General features: G+C 71.3%; 24 protein-coding genes. 10 read left to right on the top strand and 14 right to left on the bottom strand.

Translation table 11 applies throughout. The features are described 5' to 3' along the window. Nucleotides 1-147: 147 nt before the first annotated feature. Complete coding sequence (gene proS, locus ACTHJJ_RS13880; protein WP_440303526.1) at nt 148-1,557, bottom strand: proline--tRNA ligase; 1,410 nt, start codon at nt 1,555-1,557, stop codon at nt 148-150. 51 nt (nt 1,558-1,608) lie between these two features. Beyond that, complete coding sequence (locus ACTHJJ_RS13875; protein ID WP_440303525.1) at nt 1,609-2,406, bottom strand: extensin family protein; 798 nt, start codon at nt 2,404-2,406, stop codon at nt 1,609-1,611. 297 nt (nt 2,407-2,703) lie between these two features. Between ACTHJJ_RS13875 and ACTHJJ_RS13870 the strand changes: the two genes are divergently transcribed. Both ACTHJJ_RS13870 and sigJ read left to right on the top strand, forming a co-directional pair. Further along, a complete protein-coding gene (locus tag ACTHJJ_RS13870; RefSeq protein WP_440303524.1) occupies nt 2,704-3,264 on the top strand; it encodes a carboxymuconolactone decarboxylase family protein in 561 nt (186 codons plus the stop codon). Beyond that, nucleotides 3,261-4,127 (top strand): RNA polymerase sigma factor SigJ, encoded by an 867-nt coding sequence (sigJ, locus tag ACTHJJ_RS13865; RefSeq protein WP_440303523.1) that lies wholly within the window; start codon nt 3,261-3,263, stop codon nt 4,125-4,127. The genes ACTHJJ_RS13870 and sigJ overlap by 4 nt, the downstream gene beginning before the upstream one ends. Before the next feature lie 19 nt (nt 4,128-4,146). Here sigJ and ACTHJJ_RS13860 read toward each other — a convergent pair whose 3' ends face one another. Next, nucleotides 4,147-5,025 carry an HpcH/HpaI aldolase/citrate lyase family protein gene (locus ACTHJJ_RS13860; protein ID WP_440303522.1) on the bottom strand — a complete coding sequence of 293 codons (879 nt, stop codon included), beginning with the start codon at nt 5,023-5,025 and terminating at the stop codon, nt 4,147-4,149. Nucleotides 5,026-5,031: 6 nt separating this feature from the next. Next, nucleotides 5,032-6,105, bottom strand: coding sequence for an HpcH/HpaI aldolase/citrate lyase family protein (locus tag ACTHJJ_RS13855; protein ID WP_440303521.1), 1,074 nt, complete (start codon nt 6,103-6,105; stop codon nt 5,032-5,034). A 90-nt stretch (nt 6,106-6,195) separates the two neighbouring features. Here ACTHJJ_RS13855 and ACTHJJ_RS13850 point away from each other — a divergent pair, with 90 nt between their 5' ends. From ACTHJJ_RS13850 to ACTHJJ_RS13835, 4 genes are all read left to right on the top strand, one after another. Then, nucleotides 6,196-6,714: a hypothetical protein gene (locus tag ACTHJJ_RS13850; RefSeq protein WP_440303520.1), complete on the top strand. Its 519-nt coding sequence runs from the start codon at nt 6,196-6,198 to the stop codon at nt 6,712-6,714. Nucleotides 6,715-6,735: 21 nt separating this feature from the next. Beyond that, a complete protein-coding gene (locus tag ACTHJJ_RS13845) occupies nt 6,736-8,040 on the top strand; it encodes a magnesium transporter MgtE N-terminal domain-containing protein (protein ID WP_440303519.1) in 1,305 nt (434 codons plus the stop codon). Beyond that, nucleotides 8,037-8,675, top strand: a complete 639-nt coding sequence (locus tag ACTHJJ_RS13840) for a DUF1003 domain-containing protein (protein WP_440303518.1) — start codon at nt 8,037-8,039, stop codon at nt 8,673-8,675. The genes ACTHJJ_RS13845 and ACTHJJ_RS13840 overlap by 4 nt, the downstream gene beginning before the upstream one ends. A gap of 91 nt (nt 8,676-8,766) precedes the next feature. Beyond that, nucleotides 8,767-9,909 (top strand): Mrp/NBP35 family ATP-binding protein, encoded by a 1,143-nt coding sequence (locus ACTHJJ_RS13835; protein ID WP_440303517.1) that lies wholly within the window; start codon nt 8,767-8,769, stop codon nt 9,907-9,909. A 1-nt stretch (nt 9,910) separates the two neighbouring features. Here ACTHJJ_RS13835 and ACTHJJ_RS13830 read toward each other — a convergent pair whose 3' ends face one another. The 4 genes from ACTHJJ_RS13830 to sigE are packed head-to-tail and all read right to left on the bottom strand — an operon-like array spanning nt 9,911 to nt 13,265. Beyond that, a complete protein-coding gene (locus ACTHJJ_RS13830; RefSeq protein WP_440303516.1) occupies nt 9,911-10,261 on the bottom strand; it encodes a twin-arginine translocase TatA/TatE family subunit in 351 nt (116 codons plus the stop codon). Nucleotides 10,262-10,318: 57 nt separating this feature from the next. Next, on the bottom strand, nt 10,319-11,932 hold the full coding sequence (locus tag ACTHJJ_RS13825) for a trypsin-like peptidase domain-containing protein (RefSeq protein ID WP_440303515.1): 1,614 nt from the start codon (nt 11,930-11,932) through the stop codon (nt 10,319-10,321). Then, entirely contained in the window at nt 11,929-12,600 is a 672-nt protein-coding gene (locus ACTHJJ_RS13820) for a hypothetical protein (protein WP_440303514.1), read from the bottom strand. The genes ACTHJJ_RS13825 and ACTHJJ_RS13820 overlap by 4 nt, the downstream gene beginning before the upstream one ends. 32 nt (nt 12,601-12,632) lie before the next feature. Further along, nucleotides 12,633-13,265 carry an RNA polymerase sigma factor SigE gene (gene sigE / locus ACTHJJ_RS13815; RefSeq protein ID WP_440303513.1) on the bottom strand — a complete coding sequence of 211 codons (633 nt, stop codon included), beginning with the start codon at nt 13,263-13,265 and terminating at the stop codon, nt 12,633-12,635. Between the two features lie 179 nt (nt 13,266-13,444). On the opposite strand from sigE, the gene ACTHJJ_RS13810 reads away from it, so the two are divergent. Beyond that, entirely contained in the window at nt 13,445-14,068 is a 624-nt protein-coding gene (locus ACTHJJ_RS13810; protein ID WP_440303512.1) for an O-methyltransferase, read from the top strand. Nucleotides 14,069-14,131: 63 nt separating this feature from the next. Here ACTHJJ_RS13810 and ACTHJJ_RS13805 read toward each other — a convergent pair whose 3' ends face one another. Continuing rightward, entirely contained in the window at nt 14,132-14,305 is a 174-nt protein-coding gene (locus ACTHJJ_RS13805; RefSeq protein WP_013493416.1) for a DUF3117 domain-containing protein, read from the bottom strand. 140 nt (nt 14,306-14,445) lie between these two features. Here ACTHJJ_RS13805 and ACTHJJ_RS13800 point away from each other — a divergent pair, with 140 nt between their 5' ends. Then, nucleotides 14,446-15,249: an enoyl-CoA hydratase/isomerase family protein gene (locus tag ACTHJJ_RS13800; protein WP_440303511.1), complete on the top strand. Its 804-nt coding sequence runs from the start codon at nt 14,446-14,448 to the stop codon at nt 15,247-15,249. Between the two features lie 197 nt (nt 15,250-15,446). Here ACTHJJ_RS13800 and ACTHJJ_RS13795 read toward each other — a convergent pair whose 3' ends face one another. The 4 genes from ACTHJJ_RS13795 to dapE form a co-directional block, all read right to left on the bottom strand. Then, entirely contained in the window at nt 15,447-16,658 is a 1,212-nt protein-coding gene (locus ACTHJJ_RS13795; RefSeq protein WP_440303510.1) for a hypothetical protein, read from the bottom strand. Continuing rightward, nucleotides 16,655-17,119 carry a DivIVA domain-containing protein gene (locus ACTHJJ_RS13790; RefSeq protein WP_440303509.1) on the bottom strand — a complete coding sequence of 155 codons (465 nt, stop codon included), beginning with the start codon at nt 17,117-17,119 and terminating at the stop codon, nt 16,655-16,657. Before ACTHJJ_RS13790 ends, ACTHJJ_RS13795 begins: the two co-directional genes overlap by 4 nt. Further along, nucleotides 17,116-17,856 (bottom strand): TIGR00730 family Rossman fold protein, encoded by a 741-nt coding sequence (locus ACTHJJ_RS13785; RefSeq protein ID WP_440303528.1) that lies wholly within the window; start codon nt 17,854-17,856, stop codon nt 17,116-17,118. Before ACTHJJ_RS13785 ends, ACTHJJ_RS13790 begins: the two co-directional genes overlap by 4 nt. An 86-nt stretch (nt 17,857-17,942) precedes the next feature. Further along, nucleotides 17,943-19,049 (bottom strand): succinyl-diaminopimelate desuccinylase, encoded by a 1,107-nt coding sequence (dapE, locus tag ACTHJJ_RS13780; RefSeq protein ID WP_440303508.1) that lies wholly within the window; start codon nt 19,047-19,049, stop codon nt 17,943-17,945. 78 nt (nt 19,050-19,127) lie between these two features. On the opposite strand from dapE, the gene dapD reads away from it, so the two are divergent. Together dapD and ACTHJJ_RS13770 are read left to right on the top strand one after the other, a co-directional pair. Beyond that, on the top strand, nt 19,128-20,054 hold the full coding sequence (gene dapD, locus ACTHJJ_RS13775) for a 2,3,4,5-tetrahydropyridine-2,6-dicarboxylate N-succinyltransferase (RefSeq protein WP_440303507.1): 927 nt from the start codon (nt 19,128-19,130) through the stop codon (nt 20,052-20,054). A 29-nt stretch (nt 20,055-20,083) separates the two neighbouring features. After that, nucleotides 20,084-20,968, top strand: a complete 885-nt coding sequence (locus tag ACTHJJ_RS13770; protein WP_440303506.1) for a hypothetical protein — start codon at nt 20,084-20,086, stop codon at nt 20,966-20,968. A 73-nt stretch (nt 20,969-21,041) separates the two neighbouring features. Here the strand turns inward: ACTHJJ_RS13770 and ACTHJJ_RS13765 are convergent, their stop codons facing one another. Beyond that, a complete protein-coding gene (locus ACTHJJ_RS13765; protein WP_440303527.1) occupies nt 21,042-22,322 on the bottom strand; it encodes a citrate synthase in 1,281 nt (426 codons plus the stop codon). Nucleotides 22,323-22,374: the final 52 nt, after the last annotated feature.

The following is a 22,374-nucleotide window of genomic DNA, read 5'->3' as shown; positions in this document are numbered from 1 at the left end:
GGGCCGCCTCGAGGATCGCGCGGAGGTCGTCGGGCGGGATGACGTACTTCCGGTCGTAGACCATGACGCTCTCGCGCTGGCGCAGCAGGGGGGTCAGTGTGTCCGATGGCGCGTCCGGGGACGCCCCACGGGGTGCGGAGTCGGACATCAGTAGGCCCGGCCCACCACCGCGAGCACGCCGTCGGCGTCCTCGCTCGGCGGGACGCTCCCGTCGGGCATCGTGAGGCACCGGACCGTGATGCCCGAGTCCGCGAGCTTCGACTCGCCCTCGACCCCGAGGACCGACCACGGGATCGTCGCCCAGCCGGCACGAGCGGCCTCCGCCGCCTCGTCGAGGCTCACCGCCGCGACCGTGCGGGACTCGCGGAAGGCGAGGGCAGCGTCATACAGCGCCTGCTGGTCCTCGGTGAGCTGGGACGGCACGGCCTCGCGGACCTGGCGCAGCGGCATGCTGCGCTTCGACCCGTCGAACCGGCGCACGAGGACGACCGAGCCCTCGGCGAGGTCACGGGGGCCGACCTCCACCCGCAGCGGGATGCCCTTGAGCTCCGCGTCGACGGCGCGCCGGCCGAAGGGCGTGTCGACGCGGTCGTCCAGCTCCGCGCGGACGCCGGCACCGAGGAGGTCGGCGACGAGCTCGCGGGCCGCCTCGAGGACGCCCTCCCCCGCCTTCACGACGGTGACGAGGACCTGGACGGGCGCCACTCGCGGCGGCACCCGGAGTCCGTTGTCGTCGCCGTGGGTCATGATGAGGCCACCGACCATCCGCGTCGAGCTGCCCCACGAGGTGGTCCAGGCGTGCTCCTCCACGCCCGCGTCCGAGAGGTAGCGGATGTCGAAGGCCTTCGCGAAGTTCTGCCCGAGCTCGTGCGACGTGCCCATCTGCAGGGCCTTGCCGTCGCGCATCATCGCTTCGAGGGCAAGGGTGTTCGTAGCGCCGGCGAACCGCTCGGCGGCAGTCTTGCGGCCGAGCACCGCCGGGATCGCGAGCAGCTCACGCATGAAGGCGTCATAGACGTCGATGTGGATCCGCTCGGCGTAGGCGCGAGCATCCTCCCGCGAGACGTGCGCCGTGTGCCCCTCCTGCCAGAGGAACTCGCTGGTGCGCAGGAAGAGCCGCGGGCGCAGCTCCCACCGCACGACGTTGGCCCACTGGTTCAGCAGCAGCGGCAGGTCGCGGTAGCTCTGCACCCACTTGGCCATGTACTCGCCGATGACCGTCTCGGAGGTCGGCCGGACGATGACGGGCTCCTCGAGCTCCCTGCCGCCGGCGTGGGTCACGACGGCGAGCTCGGGGCTGAATCCCTCGACGTGCTCGGCCTCGCGCTTGAGGTAGGACTCCGGGATGAAGAGCGGGAAGTAGGCGTTGCTGGCCCCGGCCGCCTTGATCCGTCCGTCCATGTCGGACTGCATCCGCTCCCAGATCGCGTAGCCGTAGGGCCGGATCACCATCGTGCCGCGCACCGGGCCGTTGTCGGCGAGCTCCGCCTTCGCAATGACGTCCTGGTACCAGCGGGGGAAGTCCTCCGACTGTGGGGTGAGCACGCGCTTGGCCATGCGCTCGATCCTACGGGCGCAGTGCTGCTCGACCCCGGTGGGCCGTCGGGCTCAGCCGGCGCGCAGGGTCGGCAGGAGGAACGCCCGCCAGCCCTCTACGCCGTCGTCGATGGCGTGCTCGCCGCCGTGGTCGGCGATCACCTTGCTGGTCGCGTCCCGGGTCGCCGCGTCGAACCGCCCGGTGATCTCGACGTCGCTGCGGCCCCAGACGTGGCGGCACATTGCCTGGACCGCCTGCACCTGCACCTCGGACCGAGGGATGAGCCGCGGCGCACCGTTGGGACCGAACCGCCCGGTGTCGACGTGGATGTGGTTGCTGTGGTTCGAGTCGTAGAGGTAGGTCACGACGTCGGCGAACTCGAGGTGCAGCCCCGCTGCGAGCCGCCAGTAGAGCCGCAGGCGGGTGCGCACCTCGGCGGCGGTGTCGTCCCGCCACTTGTCGTAGCGCGCCGACACGAGGTCCTTGCCCCCGGCGCGCAGCCGGGCGACGTCGAACGCCTCGCCGGAGCCGTGCCACGACCCTTCGGCGCCCGGAGTCCATGCGCCGAAGGAGCGCACCTCGTCGGGGCGCTGCCCCGTCTCCTTGAGATGCGTGGCGAACCACCGCTCGAGCCGGGCCCCGAACGCGCTCGTGGAGTAGAAGGCCGTCGGCTGCCCGTCCACCTCATACACGTATGCCGCTGACGCCACGCTGGTGTGCGTCTGCAGCTGCGTCCGCTCGACCGCGACCGGGCTCGCGTGCACCTCCGGGGTCATCGTGACGGGCAGCGGAGTCTCGACGCCGCCCGTGAGGACGGCGCTGCCGGCGCCGAGGAAGGCGGCCGCACCGAGTGCTCCGAAGGTCAGCATCCCGCGTCGGGTCAGCCTGAGCGGCGGCGGCTCGGGGCTGCGGGCCGGCACGCGGGCGGCACGCCGGGACGCCGCACCTCGGGAGGCGGCGCTTCGCGACGCGGCGCCTCGGGAGCGAGAGGGCGCTGGTCGGCTGGGCACGGCCACAGTGTGTCCGGAATCGCGTGTGCCCGCAGCCGCAGTCCGCGGCGTGTCCTCTGCACGTTGGAGCCAGGCGCCACGCAGCTGCTCGATGTCACACTTCGCGAGCCCCGCGTGTCCTCTGCGGTGAACCACCCGACACACCAGGAGGACATGATGAGCAGCACCGCCCGCATCCCGCTCGAGCACCCGGACACGATCATCACCCGCGCCGTGCGCTGGTGGAGCAAGCGGAAGTTCGGCGCGGTCCTCGAGCCGGGCCTCGCGTTGATGCACCACCGCAGGATCCTCATGTCGATGTCCCGCTTCGAGATGGGCGTCGAGCACTGGCGCAGCCTCGACGCCGGCCTCAAGGACCTCGCCATCGCATCCGTCTCTGCGCGCATCGGCTGCAGCTGGTGCATCGACTTCGGCTACTACCTCTCCCGGAGCCACGGCATGGAGGTGGCCAAGCTCGAGCAGCTCACGCAGTGGCGCACCAGCGACGTGTACTCGCCGCTCGAGCGTCGGGTGCTCGAGTACGCCGAGGCGATGACGGCCACGCCGCCGGAGGTCACCGACGAGATGGTCGAGGGGCTGCGCAAGGACCTCACGAACGAGCAGCTCGTCGAGCTCACTGCCATGATCTCCCTCGAGAACATGCGCTCTCGGACCAACTCTGCCCTCGGCCTCACGAGCCAGGGCTTCAAGGACCACTGCGAGGTGCCAGTCGGATGACGGACGATGCGACCGAGATCTTCGAGGCGCACCGCCGCCTCCTCGTCGGGGCGGCCTACCGCATCCTCGGCACCCACGCCGACGCGGAGGACGTGGTACAGGAGGCGTGGATCCGGTGGAGCACGGTCGACCCGGAGAGCATCGACGACGCCCGGGCCTACCTGCTGACGGTGACCTCCCGACTGGCCCTGAACCGGCTGCGTCACCTGAAGGCACGGCGCGAGAGCTATGTCGGCCCGTGGCTGCCGGAGCCTGTCGCGACCGGACCCGGGGTCGAAGGCGGTGCGGCGGCCGTGCTCGCCGACGAGGTGTCGATGGCGCTGCTCATCGTCCTCGAGTCGCTGAGCCCCCTCGAACGCGCGGCCTTCGTGCTCGGCGAGGTCTTCGGCATGTCGTCGAGCGAGGTCGCCGGGGCGCTGGACCGCTCACCGGCGGCCGTCCGGCAGCTGGTGCACCGCGCGCGTTCCCACGTCGAGGCCCGCCAGCCGCGGCACGTTGTGGGCGGCCCACAGCACCGGGCTGTGGTCGACCGCTTCGTCGCAGCGGCCACGGTAGGCGACCTCGAGGGGCTGCTCTCGGTGCTCTCCCCGGACGTCACCCTCGTGACGGACGGGGGCGGTTTCCGTCGAGCGGCGCTGCGTCCCATCCACACGGCCGACAAGGTCGTGCGCTGGCTTCTCGGTGTGCTGGCCGCCCCCGAGGTGGCCGGGCTCTCCCACGACTACCGCGAGGTGAACGGCGAGCTCGCCGTGGTGGCGTCGGGCCCGGATGGCACCGACAGCGTCTTCTTCTTCACCGTTGAGGACGACCGCATCACCGAGGTGTACGCGATCCGCAACCCGGAGAAGCTGACCGCCGTGTGAGGACGACGGGGTCTCGCGATCAGGTGCGGGCGGCGATCGCTTCCGCTGTGGCGAGCACCTTGCGGGCCGTGTCGACGTGGAGGTTCTCGATCATCCGGCCGTTCACCGTCACGACACCGCGACCCTCTGCCCGGGCCGCCTCGAAGGCGTCGATGATCTCCCTCGCGCTCGCGACCTCCGCCTCGCTCGGGGCGAAGGCCGCGTTGCACGCCTCGACCTGGCCCGGGTGGATGAGGGTCTTGCCGTCGAAGCCGAGCTCCCGTCCCTGGCGGCACTCGGCCGCGAAACCTTCCGTGTCCTTCACGTCGTTGTAGACCCCGTCCACGATCGCGACACCGGCCGCTCGCGCGGCGAGGACCGCGAGCTGCAGGCTCGTCTGGATCGGTGCCCGGCCCGGCACGTTCTCGGCTCCGAGCTCCTTGACGAGGTCGTTCGTGCCCAGGACGAGGACCGCGAGCCGGTCTGAGGCGCGGGCGATCTCCTCGGCATGCAGGATGGCGACCGGCGTCTCGATCATCGCCCACAGCCGAGTGTGGTCCGGAGCGCCGGCCGCTTGCATCGCCGCCACGAGTCCGCGGACCTCGCCGGCCGAGCCGACCTTGGGGACGACGATGCCGTCCGGTCCGGCGGCCGCAGCGGCAGCGAGGTCCTCATCGTGCCATTGCGTGCCGATGCCGTTCACGCGGATCGTGAGCTCGCGGTTGCCGTACTCGCCGGACCCCGCTGCAGCGCAAGCGTTCTCACGCGCCTGCTCCTTGGCATCGGGAGCGACTGCGTCCTCGAGGTCGAGGATCAGCCCGTCGACGGGCAGGCTCTTGGCCTTCTCCAGCGCGCGCTCGTTCGAGCTCGGCATGTAGAGGACGGAGCGCCGCGGACGGTAGGTGGACTGAGCGGTCACGAGAGGTCAGCCTTCCTGGGAGGCCGGCTCAGCGGCATACAGCTCGGCGAGCTCGGGGTCGGTCTCGGAGAGGCGCTCGGCCAGCTCGAGGATGACGAGGCACTGCTTGAGCGAGGCGTCGTCCTCCATCTTGCCGTCGAGCATGACGGCACCCGTCCCGTCGCCCATCGCCTCCTTGACGCGGCGCGCATGCGCGACATCCTCCGCGGACGGGGAGAAGACGCGCTTGGCGATGTCGATCTGCGCCGGGTGGAGCGACCAGGCACCGACACACCCGAGCAGGAAGGCGTTGCGGAACTGGTCCTCGCAGCCGACGACGTCCTTGATGTCGCCGAACGGGCCGTAGTAGGGGAAGATCCCGTGCGCCGCACACGCATCGACCATGCGCGCGATCGTGTAGTGCCAGAGGTCCTGCTGGTACGTGGCGCGGCCCCCGTGGATGTCGCCGTCGACGGCGTCCTGGCGCACGACGTACCCGGGGTGGCCACCACCGACCCGGGTCGTCTTCATCCGACGGTCCGCGGCGAGGTCGGCGGGGCCGAGGGAGATGCCCTGCATCCGGGGGCTGGCACCGGCGATCTCCTCGACGTTGACCACCCCCCGCGCGGTCTCGAGGATCGCGTGGACGAGAATCGGCCGGGCGAGCCCGGCCCGCGCCTCGAGCTGCGCGAGGAGCCGGTCGACGTAGTGGATGTCCTCGGCTCCCTGCACCTTGGGCACCATGATGACGTCGAGCTTGTCGCCGATCTCCGTCACGAGCGTCGTGAGGTCGTCGAGGACCCACGGGCTGTCGAGCGCGTTGACCCGGGTCCAGAGCTGGGTGTGCTCGCCGAAGTCGGTGGACTTCGCGATCGAGACGAGTCCGGCGCGCGCCGCCTCCTTGCGGTCGGCCTTCACCGCGTCCTCGAGGTTGCCGAGGAGGACGTCGACCGTGCCGACCATGGCCGGCACCTTCGCAGCCATCTTCTCGTTGCTCGGGTCGAAGAAGTGGATCATCCGGCTGGGCCGGGCCGGCACCTCGGTGACGGGTGCGGGTGCACCGACGGCGAGGGGCCGGAAGAAGTCCTTGGCACTGCGCATGCTGGGCACGCTAGCAACGCCGCCCAGCGTGGCGTTATGACTGACTTCACCTATGACCGACGTCACCGGGCTGCCGCTAGGGTGGGCGGCGTGAGCGACGTGCCGCCCGTGAACGCGAGCGCCCTGCTGGCCGAGGCCATGTCGAAGTCAGGGATGCTCTGGGTCGAGGCGCCCGACGCTCGCCCGTGGGGGGTCTGGCACGTCTGGGCCGACGGCACGGCATATGTCGTCAGCGGCCCTGGCGAGCAGAGCCTGCCCTGGCTGCCCGATGAGGTGCGGATCATCTTGCGCAGCAAGGACACCGGCGGGCGGCTGCTGACGACGCGCGCGCGGGCGACGATCGTGCAGCCGGGTACCCCGGAATGGGCGACGGCCGCGGAGCTGCTCAAAGCGGCGCGACTCAACGCCGTCGACGACAGCCTGACGCGCTGGGCCGAGCAGTGCACCATCACCGCGCTGCGGCCCTTCGACCAGCCCGTGGAGGGGCCGGGCCACTACGACTCGGCGTCACACCGCGCCGAGCCGGTCGAGACGACCGCGACGACTGCGTCATGGCGCCCGTGGCACTGGCGCGGGCGGCACCGGCGAGGGTCGCGGCGCCGTTCGTGACGAACCTCTAGCCTTGGGGGCATGAGTGCGAGCACCCGCGTCTTCGTCGCGCGCCTGACCGGTCTCGCCGTCTTCGACCCGCTCGGCGACCAGGTGGGTCGGGTGCGGGACGTCGTCGTCATGTTCTCGCACACCCGCCCCGAGCCGCGCGTCATCGGCCTCGTCGTCGAGGTCCCCGGCCGGCGCCGGGTCTTCCTCCCGATGACCCGGGTCACCTCGATCGACGCCGGCGCGGTCATCACGACGGGCCTGGTCAACATGCGCCGCTTCGAGCAGCGCACCAACGAGACGCTCGTCGCCGCCGAGCTGTTCGACCGGACGGTGATCGTGCGCGGCCCGGAGGCCGAGGCGGCCGGGATCTCGACGGCGGTCGTCGAGGACCTCGCCATCGAGCAGCGGGCCCGCCGGGACTGGTTCGCGGTCAAGGTCTTCGTCCGCCAGGCGTCCGGTGTCTCGTCGGCGTCCCGGGCTATGTCACGGCTCACCCGCCGCCGATCCGGCAAGACGATGCTCGTCGACATCCGCGACGTGACCGGGCTGCACGAGCAGTCGGCCGCCCAGAGCGCGGAGCGGCTCCTCGAGACCTACGACGACCTCAAGGTCGCCGACCTCGCCGAGGTGATCCACGACCTCAACCCGAAGCGGCGTGCCGAGGTCGCGGCGGCCCTCGACGACGACAAGCTCGCCGACGTCCTCGAGGAGCTGCCGGAGGACGACCAGGTCGAGATCATCGCCGGGCTCGACACGGAGCGCGCGGCCGACGTCCTCGAGGCCATGGAGCCCGACGACGCGGCGGACCTGCTCGCCGACCTGCCGCCGGACCAGGCCGAGCAGCTCCTCCAGCTCATGGAGCCGGACGAGGCCGCGCCGCTGCGACGACTGCTCAGCTATGACGAGAACACCGCCGGCGGCATGATGACGACGGAGCCGGTGGTCCTCGCGCCCGAGGCGACGATCGCCGAGGCCCTCGCGATGGTCCGCAAGGAGGAGCTCGCCCCCGCGCTGGCCTCGGTGGTCTACGTGTGCCGCCCGCCTCTCGAGGTGCCCACCGGCCGTTACCTCGGCCTCGTCCACATCCAGCGGCTCCTGCGCGAGCCGCCGCACGCCAGCGTCGGCACGATCATCGACAAGGACGTCGAGCCGCTCGAGGCCGGGGCGGCTCTCGGCGTGGTCGCCCGGACCCTCGCGACCTACAACCTCGTCTCCCTGCCCGTCGTGGACGACGACGGCCGCCTCATCGGTGCCGTCACCGTCGACGACGTGCTCGACCACATACTTCCCGAGGACTGGCGTGAGGAGCGCCACGAGCTGGAGGTGATGCCATGAGTGACCAGCCGACACGTGCTCCGCGGCGCACCGACCGACTCGACCAGCCTCGCGAGCAGCGCGCCAGCCTGTTCCCGCGGGTCGCGTTCTCGCAGGAGGCCTTCGGCATCGTCGCCGAGAAGTTCGCCCGCTTCATGGGTACGGCGAAGTTCCTCGCCTACATGACGGTCTTCATCATCGTCTGGATCGCGATCAACGCCATCGGGATCTTCGGGCTCCACTTCGACCCGTATCCGTTCATCCTGCTCAACCTCTTCTTCTCGACCCAGGCGTCGTATGCCGCGCCGCTCATCCTGCTCGCGCAGAACCGACAGGCCGACCGCGACAGGGTCGCGATCGAGCAGGACCGCGCCCGCGACGAGCGCAACCTCGCCGACACCGAGTACCTGACCCGTGAGGTCGCCTCGCTGCGGCTCGCCCTGCGCGAGCAGGCCACCCGCGACTTCGTGCGCTCGGAGCTGCGCGACCTGCTGGGCGAGCTCGAGGAACGCCAGCTCATCGTCCCCCGCGAGGACGCACGTCCGCCCGATGGCCCGCATCGTCAGGACTCAGAGGGCGCCCCGGGCGGGGAGGTCTCCCGGTATGCCGGTCAGCCGGCCCCGCGCGGGCCGCGCGCCTCCAGAGGGGCAGGCTGAGCGGCATACGCGGCCATGTCGCCCCGCCGTGTGGTGCGGTAGACACCGGGCGCGACCGGGAGGGCCCGGTGCGCGACATACGATGTTGACCATGTCTGCCGCCGCACTGCCGAGCCGTGAGGACCTGCTCACGGCACTGTCCACCGTCAACGACCCCGAGATCCGCAAGCCGATCACCGAGCTCGGCATGGTCAAGTCGGTCGACGTCGACGAGGCGGGCCATGTGGCTGCGACCATCTACCTCACGGTGTCGGGCTGCCCGATGCGCGACACGATCACGAAGGACTCGACGGCCGCCCTGGCCAAGCTGCCCGGGGTGACCGGCGTCGACATCACGCTTGACGTCATGAGTGACGAGCAGCGTGCGGCCCTGCGCCAGCAGCTGCGCGGCGGTGCGCCTGAGAAGGAGATCCCCTTCGCGAAGCCCAACTCGCTGACCCGCGTCTACGCGGTGGCCTCGGGCAAGGGCGGGGTCGGCAAGTCGTCGGTCACGGTCAACCTCGCCGCCGCCCTGGCCGAGCAGGGCCTGCGGGTCGGCGTCGTCGACGCGGACGTCTACGGCTTCTCGGTGCCGCGGATGCTCGGTGTCGAGCACCGCCCGACGCAGGTCGACGACATGATCCTGCCGCCGGTCGCGAACGACGTGAAGGTCATCTCGATCGGCATGTTCGTCCCGGGCAACCAGCCCGTCGTCTGGCGCGGCCCGATGCTCCACCGGGCCCTGCAGCAGTTCCTCGCCGACGTCTTCTGGGGTGACCTCGACGTCCTCCTGCTCGACCTGCCGCCCGGCACCGGCGACATCGCGATCTCGGTGGCCCAGCTCATCCCGAACGCCGAGATCCTCGTCGTCACCACCCCCCAGCAGGCCGCCGCGGAGGTCGCCGAGCGGGCCGGTGCGATCGCCCTGCAGACGCACCAGCGGGTCGTGGGCGTCATCGAGAACATGTCGTGGCTCGAGCTGCCGGACGGCACGCGGTCGGAGATCTTCGGCTCCGGCGGTGGCCAGGCCGTCGCCGACTCGCTGTCGCGCAGCATCGGCGCGCCGGTCGAGCTGCTCGGCCAGATCCCGCTCGACACCCGGCTGCGTGAGGGCGGCGACACGGGCACACCGGTGGTGCTCGGGGAGCCCGACTCCCCCGCGGCTGTTGCGCTGCGCGGCATCGCCCGTGGGCTCGCCCACCGCTCGCGCGGTCTCGCCGGCCGGTCGCTCGGCCTCACGCCCGCAGGGCGCTGACTCAGGTCGCCTCGTTGTCCCAGGGCGTCGGCTTGCTGGGGTCGTGGACGACCGGGACCGGCATCGCCACGGTCTCGGTCGCCGCGGCCGCCTCCGGATCCGGGCTCGTCAGGGCCTCGCGCACGATGCGCCGCGGGTCGTACTGGCGCGGGTCGTAGGCCCGCCAGTCGATGTCGGAGAACTCGGGCCCCATCTCGTCCTTGAGCTGGGTCTTGGCCCGCTCCGCCATGGCCTTGGCCTGGCGGACGAAGCGCCCGAGCTTCGCGGCATACTCCGGGAGCCGCTCGGGGCCGAGGACGATAACGGCGAGAACGATCAGGAAGATGAACTCCCATCCGTTGATGTCAAACACCCGCCACTCACCTCCTCGATGTCCAGCGCCGCACCATGCTACGAGACCTGCCTGCGATCAGTCGCTCGGTGCCGCCTCGAGGGTCATCTTGAGGTCGAGCTCGCTGGCGCCGCGCTTCACCTTCAGGGTCACCGTGTCGCCGACGCCCCGCGCCCGGATCGAGACGATGAGCTGATCGGGGGTGCGGATCCGCTTGCCCTCGAAGCCGACGACCACGTCACCGGGCCTGATCCCGGCCTTGTCCGCCGGTCCGCCCGACGTCACCGCGTCCGGGCCGGTCGAGACCTCGGCGCCCTCACCGGTGAAGGTGCGGTCGAGCATGACGCCGATGATCGGGTGCGTCGCGTGCCCGGTCGCGATGAGCTGGTCGGCGGTGCGCCGGGCCTGGTCGCTCGGGATGGCGAAGCCGAGGCCGATGTTGCCGCTGGACGAGGACGTCGTGCCGGGGACCCGGGCGATGGCCGAGTTGATCCCGATGACCTGGCCCTTCATGTCGAGCAGTGGCCCCCCGGAGTTGCCCGGGTTGATGGCGGCGTCGGTCTGGATCGCGTTGATGTAGGACGCCTCGTCGCCGGCGCCGGGTGTGACCGGGCGGTTCAGGGCGCTGACGATGCCGCTCGTGACGGTCTGGTCGAGGCCGAGCGGGGCGCCGACCGCGATGACCTCGTCACCGACGACGACCTGGTCGGAGGGCCCGAGCACGAGTGGGGTGAGGTCGGTGCGGGAGAGCTTGATGACCGCGAGGTCGTAGCTGCTGTCCCGCCCGACGATCGTGGCCGGCTCGGTGTCGCCGTTGCTGAGGACGGCCTCGATCGAACCGCTGCCGCTGGCGGCGGCGACGACATGGTTGTTGGTGAGGACGTGGCCCTTGCCGTCGATGACGAAGCCGGAACCGGTCGCGTCGCCCTGGCCACCCTTGACGCGGATCGTGACAACGCTCGGCAGCGCCTTCGCGGCGATGCTCGCGATGCTGCCGCTCGGGCGCGCCGTGGCGCCGGGACCGGCCTGTGGCAGTGTCGAGCCCCGGAGGGGACGGTCGGCGAGCAGCTGTCCGGCGACACCGCCGATGACACCGGAGACGAGGCACAGGGCGAGCACGAGCGCGACCAGCGGCCCACGCTGACGGCGCTGGGCGGCAGGTGGCGGGGGCGGTGGGAATGCCGGCCCCAGCGGGACGGTCTGGTCCATCCATGGGTATGTCGCCGAGCCCGACGGGCCCTGAGGCTGACCCGCCGCCGGGGCGCGCTCGCTCCCGTCGGCCTCCTCCGGCGCGCTGGTGGCGGGCTCGCCAGCATGGGGCAGCGGCTGCGTCGGCGCGAACCGCGCCGTCTCGTCCCGTCCCGTGGAGCCCGGGTCGTCCGCGGACGCCTGCTGCACCGGCGGGGGGATCAGGCCGGCACCGTGCGGGTCTGGGGCGCCATCGTCCGCACGGTCCTCCTGGGCGGCCGAAGGGCCCCAGGCCGCGTCAGCGCGCGCCGGGATCCCCGGCCCGTCGGAGGGGTGGGCGGGCACCGGCACATCGAACCAGTCCCGTGGGTGGTCTTCCTCCGCAGGGGTGGACGAGCTGGGGGTGACGTCGATGACCTCGGTGCGGTCGGTCGGCGCGGGTGCCTGCTCCTCCGGCGGGGACGCCTGCTCCTCGGGGCCGGGCGTCCTCGTCTCGTCGCTCATGGACCAGATTCTGCCGAACGAACGACGCTGATTCGAACCGGGGTGAGCACACCGGGTAGGCCGAGTGCGGTGGTCGCGGCCCAGTCCGGGGGTGTGAGCTCCCCGAGGCCACCCGCATCACTGAAGCCGCCGGAGCGCGCCAGTCGCATGGTGCGCGGCGTGGAGAATGTGCCTGCGGACCGAGCCGAGACGGCCTGGCTGAAGGACGACGGTCCGAAGCTCGTGGCGTCCACCGGCACGCGGGCCGCCGGTGCCGGGGTGCGCGCCCCCGCCTGGAGCGGCACGACGGTGAGTCCCCAGGCTGCGGCGACGGACGCGGTCGCGGCGAGCGAGGCGACGACCGCGGCCCGCACCGGGGACCGGTGCAGGGCGGGTGCGTTGGGCGCCACGGTCGGCACCGGCTCTCGGGTCACCGGCTGGACGTCCCGGAACGGGCTGGCCGGCAGGTGCATCCGCACCCGGGCGGGGGCCTGCGGGACGTCGGGCACCTCGTACGGGTCCACCGCCAGGCTCATGAGGCTGGAGCGAAGGGACTGCGGCACGCCGGTGTCGGCGCGGAGTGCGGCGACGATGCGGCGCTCCTGCTCTGCGGCTGCCCGGCACACCTCGCAGGCCACGAGGTGCTGGTCGAAGACACGGAGCGCCGTCACCGGCAGCGCTCGGTCCACGTAGGCGCGTACATGTCCGCGCAGGTGTGGGGTCACTGCGTACCCGCCGCGACTCGGCGGCCCGGCAGGCGGAGGCCCGCGCGGGTGGTCTTGGCCTTCGCAGGGGCGTCCGGCGCCCGGTGTGCGAGGGCCTCGCGCAGCTGCGCGCGCCCCCGGTGGATGCGGGACCGGACCGTCCCGAGCTTCACACCGAGGGTGGCGCTGATCTCCTCGTAGGAGAGTCCCTCGATGTCGCAGAGGACGACGGCGGCGCGGAACTCGGGCGAGAGTGCGTCGAGGGCCCGCTGCACGTCGTCGTCGAACCGGGTGTCGTAGTAGGTCTGCTCGGGGCCCTTCTCGGAGCTCGCGATGCGTCCGGCCGCATCCTCGGGAAGGGCGTCGAACCGGATGCGCTGCTTGCGGCGCATCCGGTCGAGGAAGAGGTTGGTCGTGATCCGGTGCAGCCAGCCCTCGAAGGTGCCGGGCTCGTAGGTGTTGAGGGACCGGAAGACCCTCAGGAAGACGTCGTGGGTCAGGTCCTCCGCGTCGTGCGGGTTGCCGGTCAGACGGTAGGCGAGCCGGTAGACGCGAGCGGAGTGCTGCTCGACGATCTCCTCCCAGCTCGGGGGACTCCAGGCAGCGCCGGAGTCGACGCCGTGCGCGCCTCGGTCAGTCGTGGTCGTCACGCGTTCATTCACCTCTCGGAGGGACCGTCACACAGCAGAACGCCTGTCCTGCTCGATTCGTTCCCTCATCCTCCCCCGGCCAGCCAGCCGGTCCCTGTGCCGAACCTGAGGACCCGCTGTGGAAGGGCCAGTCTAGGCGGTCCACCGAGGTCACGGGCGGGTCCCAGTAGGGTTGCGCCATGAGTTCGCAGAAGCTGGCCGCGTGGGCCCACGCCGAGGAGTTCATCGCGCCATCCGAGCACGTCGACGCGGCGCGGCGACGTGCGGAGGAACTCGGGGTCGGCTCGATCGACAACGGCGCCGGCGCGACGCTCAGGGTGCTTGCCGCCGCCATCGCGGCCAAGGCGGTCATGGAGGTCGGCACGGGCGCGGGCGCGTCCGGTCTGTGGCTGCTGGCGGGCATGGCGCCGGAGGGCGTCCTCACGACGATCGACATCGAGCCGGAGCACCAGCGGGCGGCGCGCGATGCCTTCACCGCGGCGGGGATCGCGCACCAGCGCACCCGCGTCATCACCGGACGGGCGTCCGAGGTCCTGCCACGGATGACCGACGGGGCCTACGACATGCTCGTCGTCGACGCGGACCGCGCCGGCTACCCCGCGTACGTGGAGCAGGCGAGCCGCCTGCTCCGCCCAGCGGGCACCCTCGTCATGTCATGGACCGACAAGGAGGCGGACCCGGCGGCTCGGGACGCAGACACGAGGACGCTGCGGGAGGTCGGGCGCCACATGCGCGACCAGGAGCACTTCACGACGGCGCTCCTGCCGGTCAGCTCCGGCCTGCTCGTCGCCGTGAAACGCTGAGGCGAACCGGCACGACGAAGGCCCCTGATCCGCGGATCAAGGGCCCTCATAGGAGCGCCGGCGTCAGTTGACGCCGTCACACCCCTGGATCGCGTCGCGCAGGGCTGCTGCCTCGTCCGGAGTCATCTCGACGACGAGACGACCGCCACCCTCCAGCGGCATGCGCAGCACGATGCCGCGGCCTTCCTTGACGACCTCCAGCGGTCCGTCTCCGGTCCTCGGCTTCATTGCTGCCATGACTCCCCTTCCCTAGAATGCGTGGGTGCTGCCCACCATTATTCCGGACCGCACCGACGGTTCCTAATTTCGGTGTGGCCTGGGCCACGCCGTACCCGCTCCGACTTCCGTCGGCGGCGGTGATGGGCCAGAGTTGCGGCATGACCGAGACCGTGCACGAGGCCCCGCTCCAGCTCGAGACCGCCGACGGGGTCGCCTGGGTGCGGCTACGCCGTCCGGACGCGATGAACAGCCTCGATCGCGCGCTCAAGGAGGCGCTGCGGGACACGCTGCAGCAGGTCGCCTCGGACCCGGACGTCCGCTGTGTCGTCCTCATCGGGACGGGCCGGGCCTTCTGCGTCGGGCAGGACCTCAAGGAACACGTGGCCAACCTCCGGGCCGGCGACGAGAGCCTCGGCGCCACTGTGGCCGAGCACTACAACCCGATCGTCGAGGCACTAGCCGGCATGGACAAGCCGGTCGTCGCGGCCCTCAACGGCGTCGCGGCGGGGGCGGGCCTCAGCTTCGCGCTCGCCTGCGACTTCCGCGTCGCAATCGACTCCGCCTCGCTCAACACCGCCTTCGCCGGCATCGCCCTCTCGTGCGACTCGGGCGCCTCGTGGCACCTGCCACGGCTCGTGGGGCCCGCCAAGGCGAAGGAGCTGCTCTTCTTCCCCCGCTCGATCCCCGCCGCCGAGGCCCTCGAGCTCGGCCTGCTGACGAAGGTCGTGCCGGTCGAGGCCTTCGACGACACCGTCCGCGAGTTCGCCACGATGCTCGCGCAAGGACCGACCCTCGCCTACGGCTCGATGCGCCGGGCGATCGCCTTCAGCTCGACCCACGACCTCGGCGAGGCGCTCGCGCACGAGGGTGAGCTGATGAGCCGCACCGGCGCCACCGCCGACCACCGGGCCGCGGTCGATGCCTTCCTCGCCAAGGAGAAGCCGACCTTCACCGGCCGCTGACCCATCGACGGTGCACCTTTCCAGAGAGAGTGCAGTAGTCCGAATCGGAAGTGCGCCGGCTGAAATCGACCGGTGGATCAACTGCCCGGTCGAATCGCAGAACTGGACTGCCGACTGCGAGGAATGCACTGCTGCCCGCGAGGAATGCACTCTGGATGGTGAGGAAGGCATTCGCGATCAGCGCGGCGCTTTTGGGGTTACGGCGGATAGTCGGTCGGGGGGACGAACCGCCACAGGGTGTCGGTCCACCAGTACTGCCCGATGACGAACAGGACGAGCAGCGGCACCGCCCGCACGAGCAGCCGCGCCCAGGAGTTGCCGCGGCGGTCCGCCCAGCCCGCGCCCACCAGCGGGACGAGGAGCGGGAAGAGGGGGATGAGGTAGCGGATGATGCTCGTGAACGGGTCCAGCACCGCCGCGAGGTAGAAGGGATAGGCCAGCGACCAGCTCCTCAGGTCGGCCCTCAGCGCGGCGGCCCACGGGCCAGCCACCATCGCGATGATGACGAGGGGGACGACGACGAGCAGGAGCGGCCCCCAGGTGTCGCCCAGCCACCACTTGGCCGTGCCGAGCCAGGGGGTGAAGGGCTGCACCTCCCCGGATCCGCGCCAGGCCGCCATGGTGTCGGTGTAGGCGCTGGCGCTGCCCGTGCTCCACCATGCGATGGCGGGCCACAGGAACCCGGCGACGGCGCACCCGACCAGCGCGGCGGCCATCGCGGCATACTCGCGCACGGGGATCGGCCGGCGGTCCCGGGCCCGCCATCGGACGATGACCACGACCAGGGTGACGATGCCGAGGGGCACCGCGATGGGGCGTGAGAGCCCGACGAGGACGGCGATAGCGGTCGCGACGAGCCACCGTCTCCGGTCCAGCGCGTAGAGGTAGCCGACGAGGAGCAGCATGGCGAGCGACTCGGTGTAGGCCAGCTGCAGGGTGACCGACGCCGGGAAGCTGGCCCAGAGCACGACCACGACGAGCGCCGCCCGGCTGCCGATCCGCCCGCGCAGGAGCAGGCCCATGAGCAGGGCTGCACCGAAGCCGCAGAGGAGCGCGATCGTCGACCCCGCGGCCGGGAAGTCGAGCCCGGTGACCTGCATCAGCGCCCGCGACGCGAAGGGAAAGAGCGGGTAGAACGCCCACGGGTTCTGATCCACGTGCCCGCCTGCCCCGACGGGCAGGACGCCGGGATAGCCGTGCAGCGCGATCCGCTCGTACCACTGGCCGTCCCACAGTGCCGTGAACCGCCAGTACGTCACCGGCACGTCGAGGCCGCCCGTCATGCCGCTCGGCACCTGCCGCGGCAGCACGGCCAGGAGCACCACCGTCGTGACGGCCCGGCACGCCGCATAGAGCGCGAGGACCGTGACACCGAAGGTGAGGCGGGAGCCGCCCGTGCGGGTCGTCATTCGGCGGAGGGCGCCTCACGCCGCTCGGGCGGCCCCGCCTCTGCGGGACGCCCGGCGACCGCCGCAGCGTCCCCGTGGTCATCCGCCGGTCCCTCGCCCTCCTCGACCCGCGCCGCGTCTGCCTGGTCCGCAGCCGGTCCGGCCACAGCCGGACCGGCCACTTCCACCCCTCGGGCCACTGGTGGCGCTTCGCCCCGGAGCACGGCGAGCTGCTCGTCCTTGTCCTTCAGCTCCCGCCGCAGTCGCCCGATGACCGAGTCGACCTCGCTCATCCGGTAGCCACGCAGCCCCACGTCGAACCGCAGCTGCTCGAGGTCGCTGTCGGTCAGCTCGTCGTCCGGGAGGGCCTGGTGGCTGAGCGTGGAGGTGGCGCGTCCCATCCCGCCCCCGACATACCCGAGCACCAGCGCGGCCACCCCGCACAGGACGACGATGCCGACGAGGAGGATGAACCACTTCACGCGAACGGCTCCTCGTAGGTCTGGATGATCTTGACGGCCTCGGCCGGGTCGTCGGTCAGGGTGAGGCGGTCGATGTCGCCGGGACCGATCATCCCCTTCGTGAGCGGACCGTCACTGAGCCAGCCGATGAGGCCCTGCCAGTAGCTGGTGCCCATGAGGACGACGGGGAACTCGGTCACCTTCCGGGTCTGGGCGAGCGTGAGCGCCTCGAAGAGCTCGTCGAGGGTGCCGTAGCCACCGGGCAGCACGATGAAGCCGCGCGAGTACTTGACGAACATCGTCTTGCGGGCGAAGAAGTAGCGGAAGTTGATGCCGAGGTCGACGTAGGGGTTCAGGCCCGTCTCGAAGGGCAGCTCGATGCCGAGCCCGACCGAGGTGCCGCCCGCCTCGAAGGCGCCCTTGTTCGCTGCCTCCATGGCTCCCGGGCCGCCCCCGGTGATCACGGCGAAGCCCGCCTCGGCGGCGAGCCGGCCGACCTCGACACCCATCGCGTAAGCCGGGTCTTCGGGCAGGATCCGCGCCGACCCGAAGACACCGACGGCCGGGCCGAGCTCGGCCAGCGCGCCGAAGCCCTCGACGAACTCCGACTGGATCCGCATGACCCGCCACGGGTCGGCGTGGAGCCAGTCCGCCGGCTGCTGGCGGTCCAGCAGCCGCTGGTCCGTCGTCGTCTCGGGCACACGGGTGCGTCGCAGCGTCACCGGGCCGGACCGGCGCTCGGTGTCACGCCGCACCAGGGGCTCTTCGTCCGGCTTCTCGGTGGGTCCAGGTTGCGTCACAGGGCAACCCTATGCGCGGCGGCTGGGGAAGGTGGGCGAGCGTGTCAGGAGAGCCAACGCAGCAGCGCCTGCTCCGCCCGCACGTACTGCTCGACCGGGCACCGCTCGTCGTCCATGTGCGCGAGGTTCGGGTCACCGGGGCCGAAGTTGACCGCCGGGATCCCGAGCTCGGAGAAGCGGGCCACGTCGGTCCACCCCTCCTTGGCCGACACGGGCAGCCCCAGGGCCGCGACGAACGCCTGGGCGGCCGGCAGCTGCAGCCCCGGGCGGGCCCCGGCTGCGGCGTCACCGAGCACGCACTCGAACCCGTCGAACACGTGCTGGACGTGCGCGAACGCCTCGTCCACCGACTTGTCCGGGGCGAACCGGTAGTTGACGGTGACGACGCACCGGTCGGGGATGACGTTGCCCGCGATCCCGCCGGAGATCCCGACTGCCTGGAGCGCCTCGTGGTAGTCCAGCCCGTCGACCGTGACCGTCTCGGCCCCGTATGCCGTGAGCCGGGAGAGCACCGCGCCGGCGTCGTGGATCGCGTTGTGCCCGTTCCAGGGCCGTGCCGAGTGGGCCGCGACACCGGTCGTGACCACATCGACCCGGAGGGTTCCCTTGCACCCGCCCTCGATGGCGGCGCCCGTCGGCTCGAGCAGCACCGCGAAGTCGCCGGCGAGCAGCGCCGGTCGGTCGGCGCCGAGGCGGGCCAGCCCGTTGAACTCCGCCTCGATCTCCTCGCAGTCGTAGAAGAGGAAGGTCAGGTCGCGGCTCGGCTCCGTCACCTGGGCGGCCACCTTGAGCATGACGGCGACGCCGCCCTTCATGTCGACCGTGCCTCGTCCCCACAGCTCGTCACCGCGCAGCCGAGTCGGCACGTTGGGCTCCCGGCTGTCCGGGAAGGCCGTGATCGGAACGGTGTCGAGATGGCCGGCGAGGACGACCCGCTCGGCCCGACCGAGGTTCGTCCGGGCGACGACCGTGTTGCCGTCCCGGATCACCTCGAGGTGTCCCAGCCCACCCAACGCCGCCTCGACGGCGTCGGCGAGGGCTGCCTCGTCGCGGCTCTCGGAGGGTATGTCGCAGAGGGCCGCGGTCAGGTTCGCGACGTCACTCGACAGGTCGAGAAGGGCACGGGCGCGGGGCGGGTCGGTGAGCGGCATACGGGGAAGGCTATCGGGAGTCAGCCCACCACTCGGGCTGCGTTTCGTGCGGTGGGCCGCCCCCAATACCCTTGCCACATGGCTGAGCGCACCGCATGGGGACACGGACTCGCGACCATCACCGAGGGCGGACAGGTCCTCGACACGTGGTTCCCGCAGCCGGCGCTCGGCGCGGCACCCGAGGGCGCGGAGGCCCCGGACGAGCTCACCGCGCTGGCTGGCGAGGACAAGCGACGCCGGGTGCGCACCGAGGTGCGGCTCGTAGAGATCGACCTCGACGCCGCCCCGGCCGACGCCGGCGACGCCTACCTGCGCCTGCACCTGCTCTCCCACTGCCTCGTCCAGCCCAACACGATCAACCTCGACGGCCTCTTCGGCGCGCTCGCCAACGTCGTGTGGACCAACCACGGCCCGTGCGCGGTGGACGGCTTCGAGCAGACCCGCCTCGCGCTCCGCGCGGACGGCCCGGTTCAGGTCTTCGGCATAGACAAGTTCCCGCGGATGACCGACTACGTCGTGCCCGCCGGCGTCCGGATCGCCGACGCGGACCGGGTGCGGCTCGGCGCGCACCTCTCCCCCGGGACCACCGTCATGCACGAGGGCTTCTGCAACTTCAACGCCGGCACGCTCGGCAGCTCGATGGTCGAGGGCCGGGTCAGCCAGGGAGTCGTCGTCGGCGACGGCTCCGACGTCGGCGGCGGCGCCTCGATCATGGGCACGCTGTCGGGCGGCGGCACGGAACGGATCAGCCTCGGCCGGCGTTGTCTCATCGGTGCCAACGGGGGTGTCGGGATCTCCCTCGGCGATGACTGCGTCGTCGAGGCGGGGCTCTACGTCACCGCGAGCACCAAGGTGACCCTGCCCGACGGGTCCGTCGTCAAGGCGCGCGAGCTGTCAGGGTCGGACAACGTACTGTTCATCCGCAACAGCGAGACCGGCGTCGTCGAGGCCCGCGACCGGAAGGGCACGGGGATCACGCTCAACGAGGCACTGCACGCGAACTGAGCCGGACGACCGGCTCCCGAAGGGAACCGATGCCCAGCGACCGTCCCGGCCTGGCTCTTGCCGAGTCCCGCCGGAAACGACCGCCCGCCCGCCGGGCCCGGCGCCGGCGGCGCGGCCCTGTCGTCGTGCTCGTCGTGCTCGCCCTGCTCGTGGGCGCCGGCTGGCTGGGGGTCTCGGCCCTCGTCCGCAGCACCCAGAAGCCGGTCTGCACGATCAGCGCGGCCGGGATGACCGAGACCTTCGACCCGGAGCAGACCGCGAATGCCGCGCTCATCGGCGCCATCTCGCTCAAGCGTGGGCTGCCGGCCCGGGCGGCGACGATCGCGATCACGACCGCCTACCAGGAGTCGAAGATCCGCAACATCCGCTTCGGCGACCGGGACTCGCTCGGGCTCTTCCAGCAGCGGCCGAGCCAGGGCTGGGGCACGGCCGAGCAGATCCTCGACCCGGTCTACTCCACCAACAAGTTCTACGACGAGCTGGTCAGGTTCAAGGGCTACGAGACCGCCGACATCACGACGATCGCGCAGAAGGTGCAGCGCAGCGCCTATCCCGAGGCCTACCGCGACCACGAGGGTCAGGGCCGCGTCCTCGCCTCGACCCTGACCGGCTGGTCCCCCGCTGGGCTGACCTGCCGGCTCGACCCCGCCACGTCGCACGCCACGCCGGCCCAGGTCGCCGCGGCCCTGGTGCAGCAGGCCGGGGTGCAGGGCTCCGCCGCGGGGGACGCGCTCACGGTGCAGGCCCGCGACGGCCGCCAGGCCTGGGCCGTCGGCCAGTGGGCCGTGGCGAACGCCGAAGGGTTCGGGATCACCCGAGTCTCCGTCGGCGACCGGACCTGGGACCGCGCCAAGGGCGATGCCGGCTGGTCGGGCGGCACCGCCTCGACGACGGTCCGTATCGCGCTGGGCTGATCCAGCCCGCTGGGAGGGCGCAATGCGGAAGGCCCGCCCCCGGCAGGGGACGGGCCTTCTCCGCGGGAGCTCGTCAGCGGTTGTCGACCGACACGTAGTCGCGCTCGGCCTCGCCCGTGTAGATCTGGCGCGGCCGGCCGATCTTCGTCTCGGAGTCCGTCATCATCTCGCGCCACTGGGCGATCCAGCCGGGGAGGCGGCCGATGGCGAACAGGACGGTGAACATCTTCGACTCGAAGCCCATCGCCTTGTAGATGAGGCCCGTGTAGAAGTCGACGTTCGGGTAGAGCTTGCGCTCGACGAAGTACTCGTCTGCGAGGGCCACCTCCTCGAGCTGCTTGGCGATGTCGAGCAGCGGGTCGTTCGCACCCAGCTTCTCGAGGACGTCGTCGGCCGCCTTCTTGACGATCGCGGCGCGGGGGTCGTAGTTCTTGTAGACCCGGTGGCCGAAGCCCATGAGGCGGACGCCCGCCTCCTTGTTCTTGACCCGCTCCATGAACTTCTTCGGGTCCTCGCCCGACTCGTGCAGCTGCCCCAGCATCTCGAGGACCGCCTGGTTCGCGCCGCCGTGCAGCGGGCCGGAGAGGGCGTGGATACCGGCGGAGACCGAGTTGAACATGTTCGCGTGGGCCGAGCCGACGAGGCGGACGGTCGACGTCGAGCAGTTCTGCTCGTGGTCGGCGTGCAGGATGAAGAGCTGGTCGAGCGCCTTGACGACGACCGGGTCGAGCTCGTACGGCTCGGCCGGCATGCCGAACGTCATGCGCAGGAAGTTCTCGACAAGCCCCAGCGAGTTGTCGGGGTACATGAACGGCTGGCCGACGCTCTTCTTGTGGGCATAGGCGGCGATGGTCGGCAGCTTCGCGAGGAGCCGGACCGTGGAGATCTCGACCTGCTCCTGGTCGAACGGGTCGAGGCTGTCCTGGTAGAAGGTGCCGAGGGCCGAGACCGCCGAGGAGAGGACCGGCATCGGGTGCGCGTCCCGGGGGAAGCCGTTGAAGAAGGCCCGGAGGTCCTCGTGCAGCATCGTGTGGCGGCGGATGAGGTCGTCGAACCGCTTCAGCTCGTCGGACGACGGCAGCTTGCCGTAGATGAGCAGGTAGGCGACCTCGACGAAGGTCGACTGCTGCGCGAGCTGGTCGATCGGGTAGCCGCGGTAGCGCAGGATGCCTTGGTCGCCGTCGATGTAGGTGATGGCGCTCCGGCAGGCCGCCGTGTTGACGAAGCCGACGTCATAGGTGACGAGACCGGTCTGCTTGAGCAGGGGCGAGATGTTGAGCCCGTCGTTGCCCTCGACCGCGTCCACACCCTCGAAGTTGACTTCCTTGTCCCCTACCTTGAGGGTCCCGTCCACTGCTTCGCTCACTGTTCCTTCGCCTCCTCGGGGCCGGCCCTGGCGGACCGGA

The sequence above is a fragment of the Intrasporangium sp. genome (genome assembly GCF_051961875.1).
GTDB lineage: Bacteria > Actinomycetota > Actinomycetes > Actinomycetales > Dermatophilaceae > Intrasporangium_A.
The sequence above is the reverse complement of the archived record's forward strand: the minus strand, read 5'-3'. Positions and strand labels throughout refer to the sequence as shown.